This window comes from Virgisporangium ochraceum (assembly GCF_016863655.1).
Classification (GTDB): Bacteria; Actinomycetota; Actinomycetes; order Mycobacteriales; family Micromonosporaceae; genus Virgisporangium; species Virgisporangium ochraceum.
In genome coordinates this window covers 51,569-71,421 of the sequence record NZ_BOPH01000026.1, presented here as the reverse complement: position 1 = coordinate 71,421, position 19,853 = coordinate 51,569, and the positions used below count along the sequence as shown (strand labels likewise).

The window sequence follows — 19,853 nt, the reverse complement described above, 5'->3', positions numbered from 1 at the left end:
AACGATCAACAGACACCCAACCCCCCGCGAAGACAGAGCGTCCGAACGCACGGTGACACACCACTGCATACGAATCGACGGCTCAGGACACTAGGACGTCAGCCCGCGGTTGTCGCGCTTGGCCTCGCGGCGCAGCATGTCGGCGATGCGGCCGGCCACCCGGTCGTTCATCGCCGGTCCCGAGACCCGCTGGGCGGCCGCCAGCGGCGGTGCCGGAATCGTCGGCACGGGCAGCGCCGGCGTCTCGGCCCGCTGGTCATCGGCCCGCTGCTGGTCCGTGCGCTGCTCTCCGGCGGACCACGATTCGGCGGACCGAGGTTCGGGCCGGCTCCGTTCGGCCGGCGTCTCGGCCTGCTGGCCGGCCTGCTGGTCGGCGTGATGCGCCGGCCGGTAGCGCGACGGCGCCAGCGGCGGCCAGATCGCGTCCTCGGGCGGGGGCAGCGACCGAGGACCGGCGGCCGCCAGCGACCGGGGACCGGCCGCCGCCAGCGGAACCTCCGGCGGAGGCAGCGGACCGACGCCGCCGGACCGCTCGAGCGCCTGCCGCTCCGGAAGCCGGGCGGGCAGCGGCTCGGGGCCGGCGTCCAGCGGAAGACCCGGCCGGCGCCGGGGGAGCGGGATGCCGCTGTCGGGGATCCGCTTCGGCAGCGGCGTACCCGGATCGAGCGGCGTCGACCGCCCGGGCAGCGCGAGTGCCGCCTCGCCGGTGGTGGTGGCGACCGGCCGGAAGCCCATCGGGGGTGTCGCGGCGTCGGGGGAGATCTCGTCGTCCAGCGGACGCCGTGGCCGGAGCAGTTCGGTGACGGGCACCTCGCCCGGCCGGCGGGTCGGCCCGGCGGGCAGCGCCCGGGTCACGGCCGGAACGGCCCGCCGCCGGCGCCGGGGCAGCGGCGTGACCTCGCCCGCGGCGGCCTGGGCCGGCGATGGCACCCGGGCCGGCGCGGGGTCCGTCGCACGTGCCGGCGCGGGGTCTGTCGCACGTGCCGGCGAGGAGTCCGGCTCCCGTGCCGGCAAGGGCTCCGGCGACCGCACAACGGACAGCGGCCTACGGGACGGCAACGGCGCGGCGGGCGGCGCCAGAGCAGCGGGCGGCACCAGAGCGGCTGCGGCCGGCAGAGCGGCTGCGGCCGGCAACGCGTCCGCCGCCGGCAACGCGTCCGCCGCCGGCAGAGCGTCCGCCGCCGGCAACGCGTCCGCGGCCGCCGGCGCAGACGCCGCGACCGGTGGCACCAGTGACAACGCCGCCGCCGGTACCGCCAGCGGCCGTGTCGGCTCGTTGCCGAGGTCCGGTTCGGCCACCGCCGTGAGAGCGGGGGCGGGCGGATCCGGGTCGAGGCGGGTGACGCGGGTGCGCAGCGTCCCGTCCCACTCGCCGATCCACACGGACCAGGCGGTGTCGGCCTCCTGCACCACGACCGTGGCGAACACGCCGGGGTTCCGCTCGACCACCGCGCGCAGGGCGTCGGCCACCTCGTCGACCACCGGACTCACGCCAGGAAGACCCGGAAGATCCGCAGAGCCCACAGAGCCCGCAGAGCCAGCAGAGCCCCCATCCGTGCCGTCCATCCGGTGGGTGCCGGGGCGCGTGCCGCTGGTCCGCTCGCGGAGCTCGTCTCGACGGGCGATCCGGGCCAGCCGGTCATCCAGACCCCGCATCCAGTGGCTCCCCTCGCGCGCCGGACGCCGCCGCGCCCCGAGCGGCAGCCTCGAGCCGCCGCACCCGCGGCAGCATCGGCATCGACATTAGCCATGGCCCGGCCCGGCCGGCACGGGCGACGTGGCCGGATACGGACGGCGACCGAGTTAGGGTGCACCGTCCGTACGGGCGAATCAGGTCAAGTGAGCTGGACCCGTGCCAACCCGCCGCCTATAGTTCACTGTTTCCGGTATCCCGCGAAGCCGGGATCCGTCCCCTCAACAGAGGTCATCGCGCCCAGTCGCGCACCACCTCGTCGAGCACCGTCAATGGCAGCGGTCCGCTGCCGAGCACCGTGTCGTGGAACTCGCGGATGTCGAACCGGTCACCCAGCGTGGCCTCCGCCGCGGCGCGGATCCGCTGGAGCTCGAGCCGCCCCACCATGTAGCCGAGCGCCTGGCCCGGGTCGGCGATGTAGCGGTCGGTCTCCTGCACGATCTCCACCATCGGCAGCACCGAGTTCGCCTCGATGTAGTCGACCACCTGCTGGTGCGACCAGCCCTTCGCGTGCAGGCCGGTGTCGACCACCAGCCGGCAGGCCCGCATCGAGTCGAGCGCGAGCATGCCGAGGCGGGTGACGTCGTTGGAGTACAGACCCATCTCGTCGGCGAGCCGCTCCGAGTACAGGCCCCAGCCCTCGATGTAGGCGTTGAAGTCGGCCATCCGGCGCAGCATCGGCAGCTCGGTGAGCTCCAGGGCGATGGTGACCTGGAAGTGGTGCCCGGGCACGCCCTCGTGGAACGCGGTCGCCTCGGACATGTACCGGTTGCGTTCCTCGGCCCGGTGGGTGTTGGCGTAGTACGTGCCCGGCCGGCTGCCGTCGAGCGCCGGCTGCATGTAGTAGGCGCCGACCGCGCCCGGTGCCTCGTCGGCCGGTACCGCCTCGACGACGCAGCCCTGTGAGGGCAGCTTCCCGAACCACTGCGGCGCCACGGCCTCGGCGCGGGCGATCGCGGTGCGGGCGGAGGTGAGCAGCTCGTCGGCGGAGGTCCACCGCAGCTCCGGGTCGGTGCGCAGGCGCTGGAAGATCTCCCGCAGGTCGCTGGTGCCGAAGACCCGCGACCCGATCGTCACGTACTCCTCGGCCAGCCGCTCGACCTGTTCCAGGCCGGTGCGGTGCAGCTCGTCGGGCGTGCGCCCGGTGGTGGTGTGCAGCCTGACCAGGCTGGCGTAGATCCCGTCGCCGCCGGGCAGGTGGCACAGGCCGGGCCGGTCGGTCGGACGGCCGTGCGGCAGCACCTCGGTGGCGAGCACCTCGCGGTAGCGGGCCACGGCCGGACGCACCACGTCGTCGACGACGCGGTCGCGCCGGGCGTCGTACGCGGACGCGTGACCCGGCGGCACGGGCTTGCACAGCGGGTCACCGGCGCGGTTGGCGAGGTAGCGGTCGAAGAACGCGATCGTGGCCTCGACCAGCCGGCGCACCGGCAGCCGGCCGGCGGCGATCCCGGCCCGGTGCCGCTCGGCGATCTGCTCGAGCGCGTGCGGGATCGCACCCAGCCGGGCCAGGTACCCCTCGGCGTGCGCCGGCTCGGCGAGCCCGATCCGGGGCAGGTCGATGAACAGGTCGGGCCCGTTCGCGGTCCACGTGTCGGTGATCGCCCATTCGACCGCGCGGCTCGCGACGCGCGTGCGCATCTGCTCGGCCTCCTGGAGCACGACGGCCCGCGTGATCCGGTCGTCGGCGCCCAGCGTGGCCGGGTCGACGGCGCGGGCCCGGTCGGCGATCGCGCCGACGGTGGCCGCGAAAACCTCCTGCCCGGCTTCGCTGTAGTCGGTGAGCCCCTCTTCGCGGTCGCGGATCCCGTTGATCGTGGCGGAGACCGGGTGCGCGTCGAAGTAGGCGTCGAGAAGCTCGTCGGCGAGGTCCTTCATTGGTTTCTCCCCGTGTACAGGCGGTGTCAGGACACCGTACGCGACGGTCGTGAATGTCCGACCCGGTCAACTACCCTGGACGCATGTCGCACGAGCCGGAGAACCTTCCCGCGCCGCTGCCCGCCGGCGAGCTGCGCGCCTCCGACGCCGACCGGGAGCGGGTGGCCGCCGTTCTGCATGAAGCCGCAGGTGAGGGCCGGATCGGCCTCGACGAGCTCACCGAACGGCTCGATGCCGTCTACGCCGCGCGCACCTACGCCGAGCTGGAGCCGCTGACCCGCGATCTGCCGTCCGCCGGCCTGCCGGTCGCGCACGAGACAGTAGTACAGCCGACAGATCCCGCCCGGTTCGGTGGCGAGCCGACGTCGTCGGGCGGGTTCGCGCTGCTCGGCGGGTTCGAGCGCAAGGGCCGGTGGGTGGCGCCCGGGAGGTTCACGGCGTTCGCGATGCTCGGCGGCGGCGACATCGACCTGCGTCAGGCCCGGTTCGCCGAGCGCAAGGTGGTCATCCGCGCCTTCGCGATCCTGGGCGGCGTACAGGTGCGGGTGCCGGAGGACGCCGAGGTGCACGTCGGCGGCGTCGGCATCCTGGGCGGGTTCGACAGCGGCGCGGTCGGCGACGGCGAGCCCGGCGGACCCGTCGTCGTGGTCAAGGGCCTGGCGCTCCTCGGCGGTGTGAGCGTCGAGCGCAAGGCCCCCGACGACGTCATCAAGCAGCGCAAGCTCGAACGCAAAGAGGAACGTCGGCGGGCCAAGCTGGAGCGCAAGCAGCTCAAGGCGCCGTGACCACCGCGTTCGTCCTCGGCGGGGGAGGCGTGCTCGGCGCCGCGGAGGTCGGCATGCTGCGGGCGCTGATCGAGCGGGGCATCAAGCCCGACGTGGTCGTCGGCACGTCGATCGGTGCGGTCAACGGCGCGGCGATCGCCGCCGACCCGTCGGAGAACGCGATCCAGCAGCTGGCCGCGGTGTGGTCGTCGCCGTCGACGAAGGAGATCTACGGCGACTCGTACGCCCGCCAGCTGCGGCGCTTCGCCAGCCGCACCCACCTGCACTCGCCGGCCCCGCTGCGGCGCATCCTCAACCGCACGCTCGGCGAGGAGGCCCTGATCGAGGACCTTCCGGTGCCGTTCCAGTGCTGCGCCGCGAGCATCGAGCGGGCCGCGGAGCACTGGTTCACCGAGGGCCCACTCGTGCAGGCCGTGCTGGCGTCGAGCGCCGTGCCGGGTCTGCTGCCCCCGGTCCCCATCGACGGTGAGCACTTCATCGACGGCGGCGTGGTGAACTCGATCCCGGTCGGCCGGGCGGTGGAGCTCGGCGCCACCACGGTCTGGGTGCTGCAGGTCGGCCGCGTCGACCGGCCGTTGCAGCCGCCGAAGAAGCACCTCGACGTGGCCCAGGTCGCGTTCGAGATCGCCCGGCGGCACCGGTTCGCCCGGGAGATGGCCGCGCTGCCCGCCGGGGTGCGTGCCCACGTGCTGCCCACGGGTGGCGGCTCACCGAAGGACGACTCGCCGCTGTCGTACCGGAACCTCAGCGCCGCGCGTACCCGCATCGAGCGGGCGTACCGGGCCAGCTCGGCCTACCTGGACGGGCTGTAGATGCCGCCGGTCTGGGTGCGGCGGCTGCTGATCGCCCCGGTGGCGTTCGTGCTGCTGGTCGTGCTGCTGGTGACCATGCCGCTGTGGCTGCTGGTCGCCGCGGTCGTGTCGCCGTTCGGGTCGGGGCGGTTGCGGGGACTGCGGGTCCTGTGGGTCGTCGCCGTCTACCTCGCGCTGGAGGCGGCGGCGCTGGCGGTGCTGTTCGGCCTGTGGCTCGGCTCCGGGTTCGGCCTGGCGATGCGCCGGCCGTGGTTCCAGCGGGCGCACTACGTGCTGGTCGGCACGTTCCTGGCGGCGCTGTTCCGGCAGTCGAAGGCGGTGCTGCGGCTGCGCATCGACGTCGAGGGTGAGCACCCCGACATCGCCGCGCCGGGCCGGCCGGAGCTGATCTTCTGCCGGCACGCCGGTCCCGGCGACTCGTTCATCGTGACGCACGCGCTGGTCAACTGGTACGACCGCGAGCCGCGCATCGTGCTGAAGGACACCCTGCAATGGGACCCGGCCATCGACATCGTGTTGAACCGGCTGCCGAACCGCTTCCTGTCGAAGACGTCCGAGCACCCGGGCGCGATGACCGCCGAGGAGCACATCGCCGCGCTGGCCACCGGGTTGGACAGTGACGACGTCCTATTGATCTTTCCCGAGGGCGGCAACTTCACGCCGCGGCGCCGCACGCGCGCGATCGAACGCCTGCGCCGGCTGGGCCTGGCACAGTGGGCCCGCCGTGCCGAGCGGCTCACGCACGTGCTCGCGCCGCAGCCGGGCGGCGTGCTCGCGGCGCTGGAGGCCGCGCCGGAGGCCGGCGTCGTACTGGTCGGGCACACGGGCTTCGAGGACCTCGACAGCGTCAGCGACATCTGGCGCGGCCTGCCGCTCGACCGGCACCTCACGATGCGCTTCTGGTCGGTGCCGCCGGCCGACATCCCGGCCGGTCGCGACGCCCGCATCGCCTGGCTGTACGACTGGTGGGCGAAGATCGACGCCTGGGTCGCCGAGACGTCGACCCGCGAGCGCGCCGAACGCGATCAGGGCCGGTAGCGGGCGTCCGTCGTGGGCGCGGTGTCGAGCCCCGTCGTCAGCACGGCGTACGCCTCGTGTGCCCACTCGCAGAGCAGGGGACGCGTGTGCGCGGGATCGATCACGTCCTCTATCCCGAACACCTCGGCGGTACGCGCCGGTGACCGCACGGCCTCCAGTCTGTCCAGGATCTCGGCCTTCATCGCGGCCGCGTCCTCACCCGCGGCGGCCAGGCGCCGCTGGAACGCGACCTCGACCCCGCCCTCGATCGGCAGCGATCCCCAGTCGCCGCTGGGCCACGCGACCCGGAACGTGTGGCGGTGGTGCGGCCGGTGCGCGGCGCCGGCCACCCCGAACACCCGCCGGACCAGCACGCTCGCCCACGGCACGGTCGTCGTGTAGATCGCCGCCACCGCGCGGGCGCCGCGCCGGATGGTGCCCTGCTTCTCGGAGGCGCTGCCGATGACGAACCCGGGTTGATCGACCAGGTGCACGACGGGCAGGTTGAACGTCTCGGCGAGGTCGACGAAGCGGGCGAGCTTGTCCGAGCCCTCGGCGGTGAGCCCGCCGCCGTAGACGCGCGGGTCGCTCGCCAGCACGGCGACCGGCCAGCCGTCGAGCCGGGCCAGCGCCGTGACCGTCGACGGCGCGTGGTACCGGCCGACCTCGAGCACGCTGTCCGGGTCACATATCTTTTTCATGATCGCGCGCAGGTCGTACGGCTTACGCCGGTCGCGCGGTACCGCGTCCCGCAGCGACGGATCCTCGGCGACGGCCGCGCCCTCGCCGCGGACCGCACGCCGCGCGGTGCTGGCCGGTAGATAGGTGAGCAGCTTCCTGGCGAGGTGCAGCGCCTCGTCCTCGCTGTCGACGACGAGGTCGACCGTGCCGGCCTTCGCCACGACCCGCCACCCGCCGAGCGCCTCCTTGTCGACGCGTTCGCCCATGCCGGCCTCGACCACCGCCGGGCCGGCGATGAACACCTGGCTGAGCCCGCGCACCATGATCGACAGGTGGCTGGTGACGAGCCGCGCCGCCCCGAGCCCGGCGACGGGCCCGAGCGCCACCGCGATCACGGGGATGCGCGCCAGGTTCGCGACCACCTCGTCCCAGCCCGGGTTGTACGGAACATAGGTGTGGCCGGTGTCCAGCAGCGACTCGACCGTGCCGCCCCCGCCGGTGCCGTCGAGCAGCCTGATCAGCGGGACTTTCAGGTCGCCGGCCATCCGCTCCGCGTGGACCTGCTTGGCCATGCCGGTGGGATCGGCGGCCCCACCCCGCACCGTGAAGTCGTCGCCGACGACCACCACGCGCTCGCCGCCGACCCGCGCCCGCCCGAAGACCGTGTTGGTCGCCGTGAAGCCGTCGTCCCCGGTGCGCCCCGCGAGCTCGCCCACCTCGCGCCAACTTCCCGGGTCCACCAACCTGTCGATGCGGTCGCGGACGGTGAGCTTGCCCTTGGCCACCTGCCGCCCGACGGCGGCCGGCCCTCCGAGTTCGGCCGCCCGGGCGCGCCGCTCAGCGAGGTCGGCGAGTTCGTCCGCCCAGTGCCCCATGTGACCCCCTTGCGTGGTGGGTGGGAGGCTATCAACATCATCCGGTCCAGTTGATGTTCACAACCTCCCACCGGCCGACTCGTGCAGACATCCGCGCACTTCCTCGTCCGGGCCTTGCGAATGGACCATCGTGCGTCAAACCTCGATGCATGCCCGGCCGCACGCGCGCGCAGGAGATGGACCGGCCCACCGAGCTGGCGACCGACCCCGGTGGCCCGGCCCCGTTCGGCCCCGTGCCGCCGACCCTCGACGCCCTGACGGCGGGCGGCAACGGAGCGATGTCCCGCCTGATGTCCACCGGCGGCGATCCCGCCATGTCGGTGGACCCGCTCCAGTCTCTCCTCGACGGCGGTGAGCAGGCCCCGCTCCAGTCGACCACCGCCACCCAGACCCGCATCCCGGACGCACCCCCGGACGGTGGGGGCGGCACGGGGGGTCTCGGAGACCCTGCCGGCATCGGAGCCGGCATCGGAGCGGGCGGTGCCGGGGGCGGAGCGGGCGGTGCCGGTGGCGGTGGCGTCGGCGGTGGTGGCGTCGGCGGCGGCGTCGGGTATGCGGGCGAACAGGTGCCCGGCGGAGGTACCGGGGCGGGCGGTTCGGGCGGCGGTTCGGGCGGCGGTTCGGCGGATGGTGGGGGAGCCGCGGGTCCCATGTCCAGCGGTCCCGTGTCCGGCGGCCCGGTGCCCAGCGGCCCTGTGTCCGGCGGTCCCATGTCCGGCGGTCCCGCCTCGGCCGGCCCGGTGCCGGCGGACAAGGACCCGGCCTCCACCGTGGGCCCCGTAGGCGCCGATGCCGGTGTCCACCCCGGCGCGTCCGGTCTCCCCGAACAGCAACCCGTCGTCGACGCGCCCGCGATCGACCCCGTGCTCGTCGACGACGAGTTGGCCGAGCACGAGCGGTGGGGGTCGGCCGCCGCCACGGTCGGGGACGCCGGCTCGGCGGACCGGGCCGGGTGGGTGGCCGAACAGGTGGGTGGAGGCCTCGGTGGCGGGGTCCTACCCGCCGCCGGTATGGGGGTCGGCCTCGAACTGGGCACCCGGGCCGCGTCGCGGCTCGCGGTGCGACGGATACCGGTACCCGTGGTCGGGGCGATCATCGGGGGCGCGATCGGCGCGGTGTCGCTGTACGGGCAGCTCTTCGGCGAGGGACAGGCGGAGCTCGCCGCCAAGTTCGCGGCCGCCGGCGAGGGGGCCACCTGGTACGAACGGGCCGCGAACAACATTGACGCTGTGGTCGCGGGGCTCGACATCGCGGGCAACGTGCTCGACACCATCGGGCTGGTGGCCGGGCTGGTGGCGGCGGTCGCCTGGGCGCTGGCCATCCCGACGCTCGGCGCGTCGGTCGCCGTGGCGACACCCGCGACCGCGATCGCCACCGGTGCGTCGCTGGCCTCGGCGGTGCTCGGGGTCATCAAGATCTTCGGGCAGTCGCTGGTGCTGCTGTTCCGGTCGCTGCACTCGTTCACCAGCGACGCCGACCCGCGGGCCGTGCAGGCGTCCGGCGGCCAGCTCGCCGAGAGCGCCGGCGCGCTCGGTGGGGTGCTCGGCGGCTTCGCCGGGTCCAAGGGCGGGGGCATGGCGGGTGACCGGATGAACCTGCCGGCCGACCCCAACCGGGCGGCCCGGGCGCTCGACCCGGCGGGCACCGGTCCCCGTACGCCGGCGCATCCGGAGGGGCCTTTCGTCGAGGCGACGCCGCGCCTGGTGCTCACCCCCGACGAGCTGGCCGCCGCGCAGCAGCTGGCGGCGAACCCGAACGCCACCGTGCTCGACGCGCAGGGGCAGGTTGCCGCGGGCGGCCCGCTCCCCGGGTCCCGTAGCGGTACCCCGCAGCTGGTCGACGCCTACGGAAAACCGATCGGCGTGGAGGCCACCCCGCAGCTGGTCGACGCGTACGGCGCGCCGATGAGCACGCAGCCCATCAAGCACGGCGAGCAGGCGGTCAACATTGACGACTCGGCGATTCCCGCGCTGCTCGCGGGCCACGAGCCGCAGCCCGGGGTGGCCCGGCGGATCGCGCACACGATCCAGGACGACCCCCTCGACGCGTCGAGCGTGCGTCCCCGGACCCGCTTCGACCCCGAGCCCAGCCTCAACGAACTGCGGGTCGCGATCGGCGGCCTCAGCGGCGAGACCAGCCTCAGGAACCTCATCGCCGACGCGGACAAACCGACGCCGCTGGCCTCGCTCGGCTACGGGCACGGCCATCTCGTCGACGCGAACGGCAACGAGATCCCGCGGCAGTTCGGCCCGTACCGGGGCGAGACCGGCCAGGCCGTGATCGACCCGTTGACCGGCAAGAAGATCTGGGACGCCGACGCGACCCTGCACCTGCCCGGCACCGGCGACTACCAGCCCAAGGAGGCGTACGCGGTACGGGTCGGCCAGCCCGGCTCGTGGGCCGACCACGTCTTCGACGGCGACGACGCGCTCGCGGCGGCGGTCGCGCACGCGCAGGCGCGGGCCCTCGCCGGTCAGGAGGCGATCGCCGACGACTCGGCGCTGCCGCGTGGCTGGATGCCCGACGAGCCGGGCAAGCAGCCGTTCGCGAACGACCCGATCAACGTGATGAATGTGTACGGAATCAACCCGGCAACGCCGCGGGTGGTGTCGACGGTCGCCCCGCAGCCGGAGGGGTCCACCGCTCCGGGACTGCCGGGCATGTACCCGGGCGGCGGGCCGCAGGTGCAGCTGCCCTACGGCACGATCTCCAAGGGCACCGACCCGGTGGTGTCGGTGCCGGTGCAGGTGCCGCCGAGCGTCCCGTTGGTGCGGGCCATGTTCGGCGAGAAGGCGTCGGAGTTCACCGACGAGGCGGTCGGCGGCCTCGACGCCGCCAACGACGCCGCCGCGGCCGCCGCCCTCGCGGCGGGCGGCGCCGGCCCGGCCGCCGGCGGTCCCGGCGGTGGCGGCGGTCCGGGCGGTGGCGGTTCGGCGGGACCGGCGGAGCGGCGGGTCGAACCCGTCAACCCCGCCTACGAGCGCCCGCCCGGCACCCCCGAACAGCTGGCGCAGCTGCGGGGTGAGCTCGCCACGCTGCTGGTCTGCCGGGCGCAGGCCGACGCCGACGCGGAGGCGGCACAGTCCGACCACGCCGAGACCGCCCGCCGGGCCGACCAGCTGGTCACCGTCGCGGGTGGCGTCGACGACCTCGACCGCCGCGCCGCCGACCAGGCGACGGCCGTGGCCGACACCGCGTCGGCGAACCGGGAGCAGCAGACCCGCCAGACCGAGGCGGGCACCAGCCTGGCCTCGTCGGCGTCGCGGATGACGGGGTTCGCCACACTCGAGGTGATGCTCGGCGGCTGGGCGGCGGTGACGTACGGCGTCGGCAAGGTGGTGTCGCTGGTCTCCGACAGCGGCGCCGCGAAGATGAACCAGCTCAACGACGACGCGGTGCGGTTCATGTCCCAGCTCACCCAGGCGAAGATGCTGGTCAATGCCCAGAACCAGCAGCACCCGCTCCAGCAGGGCAAGCTGACCGCCGACGCCACCGCGCTCACCGGCGAGGCGGCCCGCACCACCGCCACCGGAACGTCGGTGCAGCGCTCGCGCCAGCAGGTCGACGCGTTGGGGGCGCAGAACGCGTCCGACGCCGCGGCGGCCGTCGACGCCGAGCAGCGGGCGCGGGCCGACTCCGCCGCGGCGACCGGTGCGGCCACCGACGTGCAGGCGCGCCACGACCAGCTCGCCGCCGACCTGGCGGCCTGGGCGCAGCGGCACCGCGAGCAGCGCCGCCTGGCGGTCGCGGCCACCCGCGCACGGTTGGAGGCACAGGGATACGAGGTGACGAATGAGTCCGCCTGGTGAGGTGTCCATAGTGGACGCCGATGTGGCGTTCCAGCGCGTCGCCATGCTCACCGCGGCGGGCGACCTGGCGGGTGCCCGGTCGGTGGTGCGGAGCCTGGGCGACCGCGCCGACGCCGCCGGCCAGGCACTGCTGGCCGGCCGGGCGCTGCGGTTGGCGGCCACGCTCGACCGGGCCCTGGGCGACACCGACGACGCGGTCGCCACCGCCCGCCGCGCCGTGGAACACGCCACGGCCGCCGGCGACGCCGACCTGCTGACCGCCGCCTGGGCGGAGCTCGGCGAGTCGCTGGTCGTGTCGGGCCGGGCGGCCGACGGCGCCGCGGCGTACGGACACGCGGCGGCGCACGCCGGGTCGCCCGAGAAGGCGGCGGCCCTGCACCGGATGCGGTCGCTGGCCGACGGCGACGCGTCACCCCGGATCGACGACGCGGCGCGACTTCTGCGCGACGCCCGCGAGGCCGTCGGCGCGGGCGCGCCCGGGACGGTCGGTGCCGGGGCTGCCGGCGCCGCGATGCACGCGGATCTGGCGTTCCTGGCGGCGACCCGTGCACTCGACGAGCGCGACCTCCCGCGCGCCCTCGCCGAGATCCGGTCGGCGCGCCGGCACGCGCTCGACGGTCGCGCGGTGCTGCCGTACATCGCGGCCGCGGTGGCCGAGTCGGCCGTCGCCGAGCTGATCGGAGACGACGTGGCGGCGTACGGCTCGCTCGCCACGGGGTACGCGACGGTCGGTGACGTCGTCGGGAAGGAGCTCAGCGCGTCGACGTTCGAGGGCCCGCTGGTGCGGCTGCGTGAGCGGTGGGGCCACGACCGGTTCGCCCGCGCGAAGCGCGCCTACGAGGACAGGCGCCGGCGTGCGCGCGTCACGTAGGGTCGGTGATCGATGAGTGACCCGGGTGACGTGGGCAGGACGGTGCGGAGCGCGCTGCTCGCCCGTGCGGTGGTGGACCTCGACCGGGCGCGTGACCTCGCGCTCGAGGCCGGGCGCACCGACCTCGCCGAGCGGCTCGACGACCGCCGCGCCGGCCTGGTCGGCCGCACCATCCCGGTGGCCGTGGTCGGCGAGTTCAAGCAGGGCAAGAGCTCGCTCGTGAACGCGTTGCTGCGCACCGACGTGTGCCCGGTCGACGCCGACATCGTCACCGCCGTGCCCACGATCGTCCGCTACGGGCGTCGCCCGTCGGTGGTCGCCCACCTCGCGGGCCCCGACGGCGCGGAGCCGACGCGCGCGAAGGTGCCCTTCGAACGGCTGCGCGAGTACGTGACCCGCACCGACCCCGACGAGAAGCTGCGGGCCGTGGAGGTCCAGCTGAACCGGCGCATCCTCGCAAGTGGACTGTCCTTCATCGACACTCCCGGCGTCGGCGGGCTGGACTCCGCGCACGGCAACCTGACGCTGGGCACGCTGCCGCTCGCCGACGCCGCGCTGTTCGTCACCGACGCCCGGCAGGAGCTCACCGCGCCCGAGGTCGACTTCCTCACGCGGACCATCGAGCGCTGTCCGTCCACTGTGGTCGTGGTGACGAAGGTCGACCTCCAGGTGGAGTGGCGGCGCATCGTCGACCTCAACCGCGGTCACCTCGCGAAGGCCGGCCTGGACCTGCCGATCGTTGCGGTGTCGTCGTTCCTGCGGCTGCTCGCCGCCCGGCGCAGCAGCACCGGGCTCAACGAGGAGTCCGGGTTCCCGCGGCTGCTCGAGGTCCTGCACGGGCAGATCCTCACCGGCTCCGACACCGCGGCCGCCCGTACCGCCGCGCAGGAGACCGGTTTCGTGCTCGCCCAGCTGCGCGAGCAGGTGGCGGCCGAGCAGGCGGTGGTCGTCAGCCCGGACTCCGCGCCCGAGCTGACCGAGCGGTACGCGGAGAAGGCCCGCCGCGTCCAGAGCCTGTCCGCCGGTGGCTGGCAGACGATGCTCGTCGACGGCATCCAGGACCTCAGCACCGACGTCGAGCACGATCTGCGCGAGCGGCTGCGGGCGATGGTCCGCCGCGGCACCGCGATGATCGAGGCCGGTGACCCGCGCGACACGTGGCACGAGTTCCAGGGCTGGGCGGCCCGCGAGGCCACGGCCGCGGCCGTCGACAACCTGTTCGCGCTCGTGACCCGCACCGAGCAGCTCGCGCGCGACGTCGCCGAACGCTTCGACCTGGAGTACGACGGCCTGGACGTCGACCTCCCGGCGCCGGCGGTGACGCTCGCCGAGGTCACCGGACCGCAGACCCGCTTCGAGAAGCGGTCGACCACACAGTTCCTCAGCGCGTTCACCGCCGCGCGCGTCGCGATCGTCGTTCCGGTGATGTTCGGCGCGTTCGGGTCGCTGCTCGGGCTCACCGTCGCGGCGCCGATCGGTCTCGTGGTCGGGCTCACCGTGGGACGCAAGCTGCTGCGGCACGAGCGCGACCGGCAGATCGAGTCGCGGCGCCAGGTCGCGCGGCAGGAGCTGCAGCGCTACGTCGACGAGGTCGCGTTTCTCGTCGGCAAGGACAGCCGGGACGCCGTGCGGCGCACCCAACGTTTCCTGCGCGACGAGTTCGCGGCCCGGGCCGCGCTGGCCGAGCGGTCGTCGTCGGCCGCGCTCGCCGCCGTGCGGTCGGGATCCTCGCTACCCGACCGCGACCGCGCGCGCCGGGCGGCCGAGCTCGACGCGCGCGGCCGGGAGATCGACACGTTGGTGAAACGGGTCTCGGCATGAGCCTTCTCGACCGGACGCGTTCGCTGCTCGCGCAGGCCTCGCGCGAGTTGACCGATCCCGCCGCGCTGGCCGTCGTCTCCCTCGCCTCGGCGCGGTTGGAGGAGCCGCTACGGGTGGCGATCGCGGGGATGGTCAAGGCCGGCAAGTCGACTCTGCTCAACGCGATGGTGGGGGAGGAGCTCGCCCCCACCGACGCCGGCGAGTGCACGCGCGTGGTCACCTGGTACAAGGACGGGCCCGCTTACCGGGTCCAAGTGGCTCTTGCCGACGGCGGCATCGAGCCGCGACCCTTCGACCGCGTGGCCGGAGCGTTGCGCGTGTCGCTCGGGCGGCCACTGTCCGAAGTGGACAGTATGACGGTGGAGGTGCCGTCGCGGCGGCTGCGCCAGCACACGCTGATCGACACGCCGGGACTGGCGTCGCTGTCGGCCGACGTGTCGCAGCGGACGTACTCGTTCCTGTCCTCCGCTTCCGGCGACGACTTCGAGGCCGCCCCGCAGGCCGACGCCGTCGTCTACCTCCTGCGCCACATGCACGGCAGCGACCTGAACTTCCTGGAGGCGTTCCACGGCGACGACCTCATCAACGGCTCACCCATCAACGCGATCGGCGTGCTGTCGCGGGCCGACGAGATCGGTGGATGCCAGCTCGACTCGATGGAGGCCGCGCTCCGCGTGGCGACGCGCTACCAGGGTGACGAGCGGATGCGCCGGCTCTGCCCGGTGATCGTCCCGGTGGCGGGGCTGCTCGCGTCGGCCGGCGCGACGCTGCGCGAGAGCGAGTTCCGTGCGCTCGCAACGCTTGCGGCCGCCGACCTGGAGTCGGTGGTGTCGCTTCTGCTGACCGCTTCGCGGTTCGCTTCGGCCCCGTCGGACGTGCCGGTCACGCCGACCCAGCGGCGGGAGCTGCTCGGGCGGCTCGGGGTGTTCGGGGTGCGGCTGAGCGTGTCGCTGATCCGGTCGGGCGTCGCGACGAACGCGTCGGCGCTGGCGCGCGAACTCCTGTCGCGCAGCGGGTTGGCGCGGCTGACCGAGGTGCTCGAGGTGCAGTTCGTGAGCCGCGCCCAGGTGCTGAAGGCGCGGTCGGCGCTGGCGGCCCTGCACGGCGTGGTCGGCGGTCACCCGTCCCTCGTGTCGGCGGTGGAGGAGATCCGCGCCAGCGCGCACGAGTTCGTGGAGGTGCGGCTGCTGCACCAGTTGCGGTCCGCGCGCCTTCCGGGACGACCGGAGCAGCTGGCCGAGATGGAACGGCTCCTCGGTGGGCTGGGCGCGTCGGCGCCGGAACGGCTCGGGCTGCCACCGGACTCGGTGCCGTCGCTGCTGTTGTCGGCGGCGCAGGAGGCGTTGACGCGTTGGTTGCGGGTGGCGGAGCATCCGTTGAGCGCGCGCGAGGTCCGGTACGCGGCGCGGGCGACGGCGCGCAGTTGCGAGGGGATCGTGGCGTCGCTGTCCGCTTAGCGTGCCGGCAGCGTGAGGGTGTCCAGGCGGCTGAGGCTGCTGAATCCCTTGCCGTAGCCGCCGACGACGTAGATGGTCCGGTCGATGATGGCCGCGGCGAGCCCGCCGCGCTGCGGGTTGAGTGCCGGCAGCTTCTTCGCCAACCCGCCCTCCCAGCACCACCAGTCGTTGAACCCGCCGTTCGGCGTCTGCCCACCGACGACGCAGATCCCGGAGTCGGGAACGTAGACGCCCGCCCCGCTGTCGACCGGCGGCTCGATCACCCGGTCCGACCTCGACACCCCACCGGACGTGACGAGATCGATGGTGCCGAACTTCTCCTCCGTCTGGATGTTACGGCCACCCATGATCCACAACGTGTCGGTGCCGTTGCCGGCCGCCATCGCCTTCTGGCGGGGTGTGGCCAGCGCCCCGATCTCGACCCAGGCGTCCTTGCGCAGGGCCCAGACCGTGTCGGCCGCCGATGGCCCCGGCCGGGTGCCACCCGCGTACACGATCTCGCTGCCGGTGTATCCGCCGACCCCGTTCACCCGCGACTCCGGGAGCGGGGCCTGCGGCGTCCAGACCCGTTGCGCGCCGTCGAGGCGCAGCACCTGCGTGGACCCGCCGTCGACGAGCCAGCCACCGACCAGGTACAGGCCGGCCGGCGTCGGCACCAGGGTCGCGTGGCTGATCTGGTTGGGCAGCGCAGGTCCCACCGACCAGTCGTCGGTGGCCGGGTCGTAGACGAAGACCTCGTTGCTCTTGGTCTTGGGGTCGCTGGCCTGCTGTCCGCCGGCGACCCAGAGCTTCCCCTGGTACGCGGCGACGGCCGCACCTTCGAGCGGCAGCGGAACGTCGGCCTTGCGCACCCACTGCGCGATCGGCGCGGCGGCGGGCGGTTCCGCGCCCTTCCGGTTGCCGAGGAAGAACCAGTAGGCCCCACCGGCAACGGCCGTCAACCCCATGATGACGACAAGGGTGACGACCACCTTGACGATGCGGTAGGTACGGGGTGCCGCTTCCGGTGGCGCGGCGGCAGGCTGAATAGGGGGTGGACCCTGTACGGCCGGACCCTGTACGGCCGGCGGGCCGGTGTGCTCTACGGCAGGTGGCGATGCGGGGACGCCGTAGGGAAGCCCGTACTGCGGAGGTTGCCCACCTTCCGAACTGGCCTGGCTCCCGGCGTGGCTCCCGGCGTGGCTCCCGGCGTGGCTGCCGGCCTGGCTCCCGACCTGGCCGCCCGTCTGGCTCCCGACCTGGCCGCCCGTCTGGCTCCCGACCTGGCCGTCCACGCCGAAGCTGGGAGCCTGACCGGCACCGTATGCCGGTGTCCGCGACGGGGCTCCGGCCGCCGGAACCTCCCCCACCGTCCCGAGCCGAAGATCCGCCGTGGGCGGCGCCCCATACACCCCCCGCGGCGACGGGTTCTGCCCCGGCACCGCCGGCGGCGGATTCCAGACCGGTGGCATGGGCGCCGGCCGCACCGACCCCGACGGCACCGGGCCGGCCGGCATCGATACGACTGGGGTGGATGCTGGTGGGACGGGCGGCTCCGGAGTGGGTACCGGCGCCTGGGCTGGAGCTGTGTGCGGTTGTGCCGCCACCGGCGGCTGCGCGCGTGCCGGCGTCTGCACCTGACCCTGCGGCCGGGCTTGTGGCTGGGCTTGTGGGTGGGCTTGTGGCTGTGGCTGGACCTGTGCCGGCGGCTGGGCCTGGGCAGGCATCTGAGCCTGGGACGGTAACTGGTCCTGTGACCGGGCGGAGGCGGGACGGTGCTCCGACGCCTGCCGTTGGGCCGGGATCAGTGGCTGTGCCTGCGGGGTCACCAGCGGCGGCACCGGTGGCGGAGGCGGTGGCTCCGTCGAGAACGGGCGCCGGCTCACGGGTGTCCGTGTGGAGGAGGGCGGCGCCGTGCCGTCAGCATCGGGCGGTGCCGCTCCGGGTGTACCGGAAACGGGTGTACCGGAAACGGGCGTGCCTGACACGGGCGTCCCTGACACGGGCGTCCCTGACACGGGCGTCCCCGAAGACGGTGCGCCCGACACCGGTGTGGCGCGAGCGAGTGCGCCGGGCATCGGAGTCGCCACCTCGGCCCCCGGAGTCGCCGCACCGGACACGCCCGGGACCGGAGTCGCCGGGGGTGGGGTCGGGGCCGGTGGGCCGGTGGGCGCGGTCACCTGGGCGCGTCCGGTCGGGGTGATGCGGCGTGGGGCGACGGACGCGCGTCCGCTTGCCGACCGGGGTTGTGGCGGAGCCGGGCTCGTCGGTCTGCTGGTCTCCGTACGCGGGGATACGGTCGCGCGTCCGCTGGCCTGGGGGCCGGCCGCCACCGTCGCGCGGCCGGTGTGAGGGGTGCTCGGAGCCGGCGGTTGGGGGCGGACCCTGGCCACCCCGCGGGACGGGGTGTCGGGCATCAGGTCGTTTGCCGGTGGACCGGGCGGGGTGCTCACGGCCGGGCCGTCCGTGGTCAGGGGAGAGCCCGGAGCGGCTGCCCGCGCCGCCGTCACCGGCCGCGCGGTCGCCGCCGGCAACGCTGGGGTGGCCGGCAACGCTGGAGCCACGGGCGGCGCCGGGGCCGGCGGCAGTGCCGAGGCCGCCGCCGGCGCAGGCGTCGCGATGGGCGGAAGAGCCACCGGTGGCGCGGCGCCCGGCGGAGCCACCGGTGGCGCGGCGTCGGTCGCAGTGGACGCCACCTCGCCCACGTCGGCGGGGGTGGCCGGGTCCCAGGCGATCGCCGCTCCGGAGATGGCGGTTCCGGCGTCCGGGGTGGCTGGGATCGGCGGCTCCAGGATCGGCGGACCCGGGATGGCCGGGGGTGTCACCGGCGCGGCGGCCACGCCGGAAGCGACCGGCACGTCCGACAGGCCGGCCACGCCGGGAAGGGCGGGCACGTCCGACAGGCCGGCCGGGGCCGGCACGTCCGGCAGAGCCGACCGGGACCGGCCACCCAGCCTCGACAGCATGGTCGCCACCCGGCCGCGGCGGCTCATCGTCGGCGCGCCGACCTCCTCGACGGAGTCGGGCGACGGCGGGTCATCAGGGGCAGGGTCGGAGGGGGAGGACACCGACGGCGTCGCCGACACGGATGCGGGAGCCTCGTCCGGACTCGCGGTCACCAGAGCGGCGCCCAGCGCGATGCTGTGCTCCGGACTCGGGTCCAGCACCACCGGACGGCCGAACTCCACCGACAACAGCTGGCTCACCAACGGGATCCGCGACGAGCCACCCGACAACAGGATCGACCGCAGGTCCGACGCGTCGACACCGGCGCCGCGCAGGGCACGACGCAGGGCGGCGATGGTCTCCAGGATGGCGGGCATGATCATGGACTCGAACTCGGACCGGTTCAGCCGCACCCGGGTGTGCAGGTTGGGCAGGGCCACCGGCACCATGACCTCGGTGTCGTAGGAAAGCGCTTCCTTGGCCTCCACGCAGTCGCGGCGCAGCCGGGCGAGCGCCTCGATCACCGACGGGTCGTCGGGGTCGAGCGAGGCGACCGACGGGCCCAGCGTCGCGGTCACGAACGCGAGTACGGCCTCGTCGAAGTCGATGCCGCCCAGCTGCTCGATTCCCTCGGGCTCGCCCAGGAGCTCGAAACCGTCGGACGTCTTGCGCAGCACCGCCGCGTCGAAGGTCCCGCCGCCCAGGTCGTACACGGCGACGGCCTCGCCCGCCCGGATGCGTTCGGTGGCCGCGTAACGCACGGCGGCGGCCTCGGGTTCGGACCGTAACGTGACGTCGCGCAGCTCGGCCAGACGCACCGCCTGGCCGAGGAGTTCCCGCTTGTACGGCCCCCAGTTGGCGGGATAGGTCACCGTGACCGCCGCGGGCGGTCCCTCCTGCTGCCGGGTGACCGTGCCGAGCACCTCTTCGAGCAGCCGGGCCATCAGCGCGTGCGCCGGGTACGGCGATCCGCCGACGAGCAGCGGCACGGGGTCACCGATGCGCCTCTTGAACTCGCGGGCCAGCCGGAACGGTTCGCCCGCGCCGCGTCGCTCGGCCGCCTCGCCGATCAGCACGCCGCCGTCGGGGCGCACGAAGACCAGCGACGGGATCTCCGCGCGCCGGCTGCCCAGGCGCGCGACTTCGGCGTGACCGTTGTGGCGCACGGCCGCCGCGGTGTACGTCGTACCGAGGTCGACGCCGAGCCCGTAACTCATGCGCCGGCACCG

General features: G+C 74.3%; 11 protein-coding genes. 7 read left to right on the top strand and 4 right to left on the bottom strand.

Annotated elements, in window-relative coordinates:
- Window positions 1-90: 90 nt before the first annotated feature.
- Both Voc01_RS12120 and Voc01_RS12115 read right to left on the bottom strand, forming a co-directional pair.
- On the bottom strand, window positions 91-1,491 hold the full coding sequence (locus tag Voc01_RS12120) for a hypothetical protein (RefSeq protein WP_203927459.1): 1,401 nt from the start codon (window positions 1,489-1,491) through the stop codon (window positions 91-93).
- Window positions 1,492-1,924: 433 nt separating this feature from the next.
- Window positions 1,925-3,571: a DUF885 domain-containing protein gene (locus tag Voc01_RS12115; RefSeq protein WP_203927458.1), complete on the bottom strand. Its 1,647-nt coding sequence runs from the start codon at window positions 3,569-3,571 to the stop codon at window positions 1,925-1,927.
- A gap of 83 nt (window positions 3,572-3,654) precedes the next feature.
- On the opposite strand from Voc01_RS12115, the gene Voc01_RS12110 reads away from it, so the two are divergent.
- Genes Voc01_RS12110 through Voc01_RS12100 form a run of 3 tightly spaced genes read left to right on the top strand, consistent with a single transcriptional unit; the run spans window position 3,655 to window position 6,206 of the window.
- Complete coding sequence (locus Voc01_RS12110) at window positions 3,655-4,356, top strand: DUF1707 SHOCT-like domain-containing protein (protein WP_203927457.1); 702 nt, start codon at window positions 3,655-3,657, stop codon at window positions 4,354-4,356.
- On the top strand, window positions 4,353-5,168 hold the full coding sequence (locus Voc01_RS12105; RefSeq protein ID WP_275423707.1) for a patatin-like phospholipase family protein: 816 nt from the start codon (window positions 4,353-4,355) through the stop codon (window positions 5,166-5,168). The genes Voc01_RS12110 and Voc01_RS12105 overlap by 4 nt, the downstream gene beginning before the upstream one ends.
- On the top strand, window positions 5,169-6,206 hold the full coding sequence (locus tag Voc01_RS12100) for a 1-acyl-sn-glycerol-3-phosphate acyltransferase (RefSeq protein WP_203927456.1): 1,038 nt from the start codon (window positions 5,169-5,171) through the stop codon (window positions 6,204-6,206).
- Here the strand turns inward: Voc01_RS12100 and Voc01_RS12095 are convergent.
- A complete protein-coding gene (locus tag Voc01_RS12095) occupies window positions 6,194-7,741 on the bottom strand; it encodes an acyl-CoA carboxylase subunit beta (protein WP_203927455.1) in 1,548 nt (515 codons plus the stop codon). The genes Voc01_RS12100 and Voc01_RS12095 overlap by 13 nt on opposite strands.
- A gap of 149 nt (window positions 7,742-7,890) precedes the next feature.
- Between Voc01_RS12095 and Voc01_RS12090 the strand changes: the two genes are divergently transcribed.
- From Voc01_RS12090 to Voc01_RS12075, 4 genes are read left to right on the top strand one after another with little or no spacing between them, the layout of a single operon-like run.
- The gene (locus Voc01_RS12090) at window positions 7,891-11,550 is read left to right on the top strand and encodes a hypothetical protein (protein WP_203927454.1); all 3,660 of its coding nucleotides are present in this window, start codon (window positions 7,891-7,893) and stop codon (window positions 11,548-11,550) included.
- A 10-nt stretch (window positions 11,551-11,560) separates the two neighbouring features.
- Window positions 11,561-12,421 (top strand): hypothetical protein, encoded by an 861-nt coding sequence (locus Voc01_RS12085; RefSeq protein ID WP_203927453.1) that lies wholly within the window; start codon window positions 11,561-11,563, stop codon window positions 12,419-12,421.
- Window positions 12,422-12,433: 12 nt separating this feature from the next.
- Complete coding sequence (locus Voc01_RS12080) at window positions 12,434-14,242, top strand: dynamin family protein (RefSeq protein WP_203927452.1); 1,809 nt, start codon at window positions 12,434-12,436, stop codon at window positions 14,240-14,242.
- The gene (locus Voc01_RS12075; protein WP_203927451.1) at window positions 14,239-15,699 is read left to right on the top strand and encodes a dynamin family protein; all 1,461 of its coding nucleotides are present in this window, start codon (window positions 14,239-14,241) and stop codon (window positions 15,697-15,699) included. Before Voc01_RS12080 ends, Voc01_RS12075 begins: the two co-directional genes overlap by 4 nt.
- Here Voc01_RS12075 and Voc01_RS12070 read toward each other — a convergent pair.
- Window positions 15,696-19,841: an Hsp70 family protein gene (locus Voc01_RS12070; RefSeq protein WP_203927450.1), complete on the bottom strand. Its 4,146-nt coding sequence runs from the start codon at window positions 19,839-19,841 to the stop codon at window positions 15,696-15,698. The genes Voc01_RS12075 and Voc01_RS12070 overlap by 4 nt on opposite strands.
- Between the last annotated feature and the right edge of the window lie 12 nt (window positions 19,842-19,853).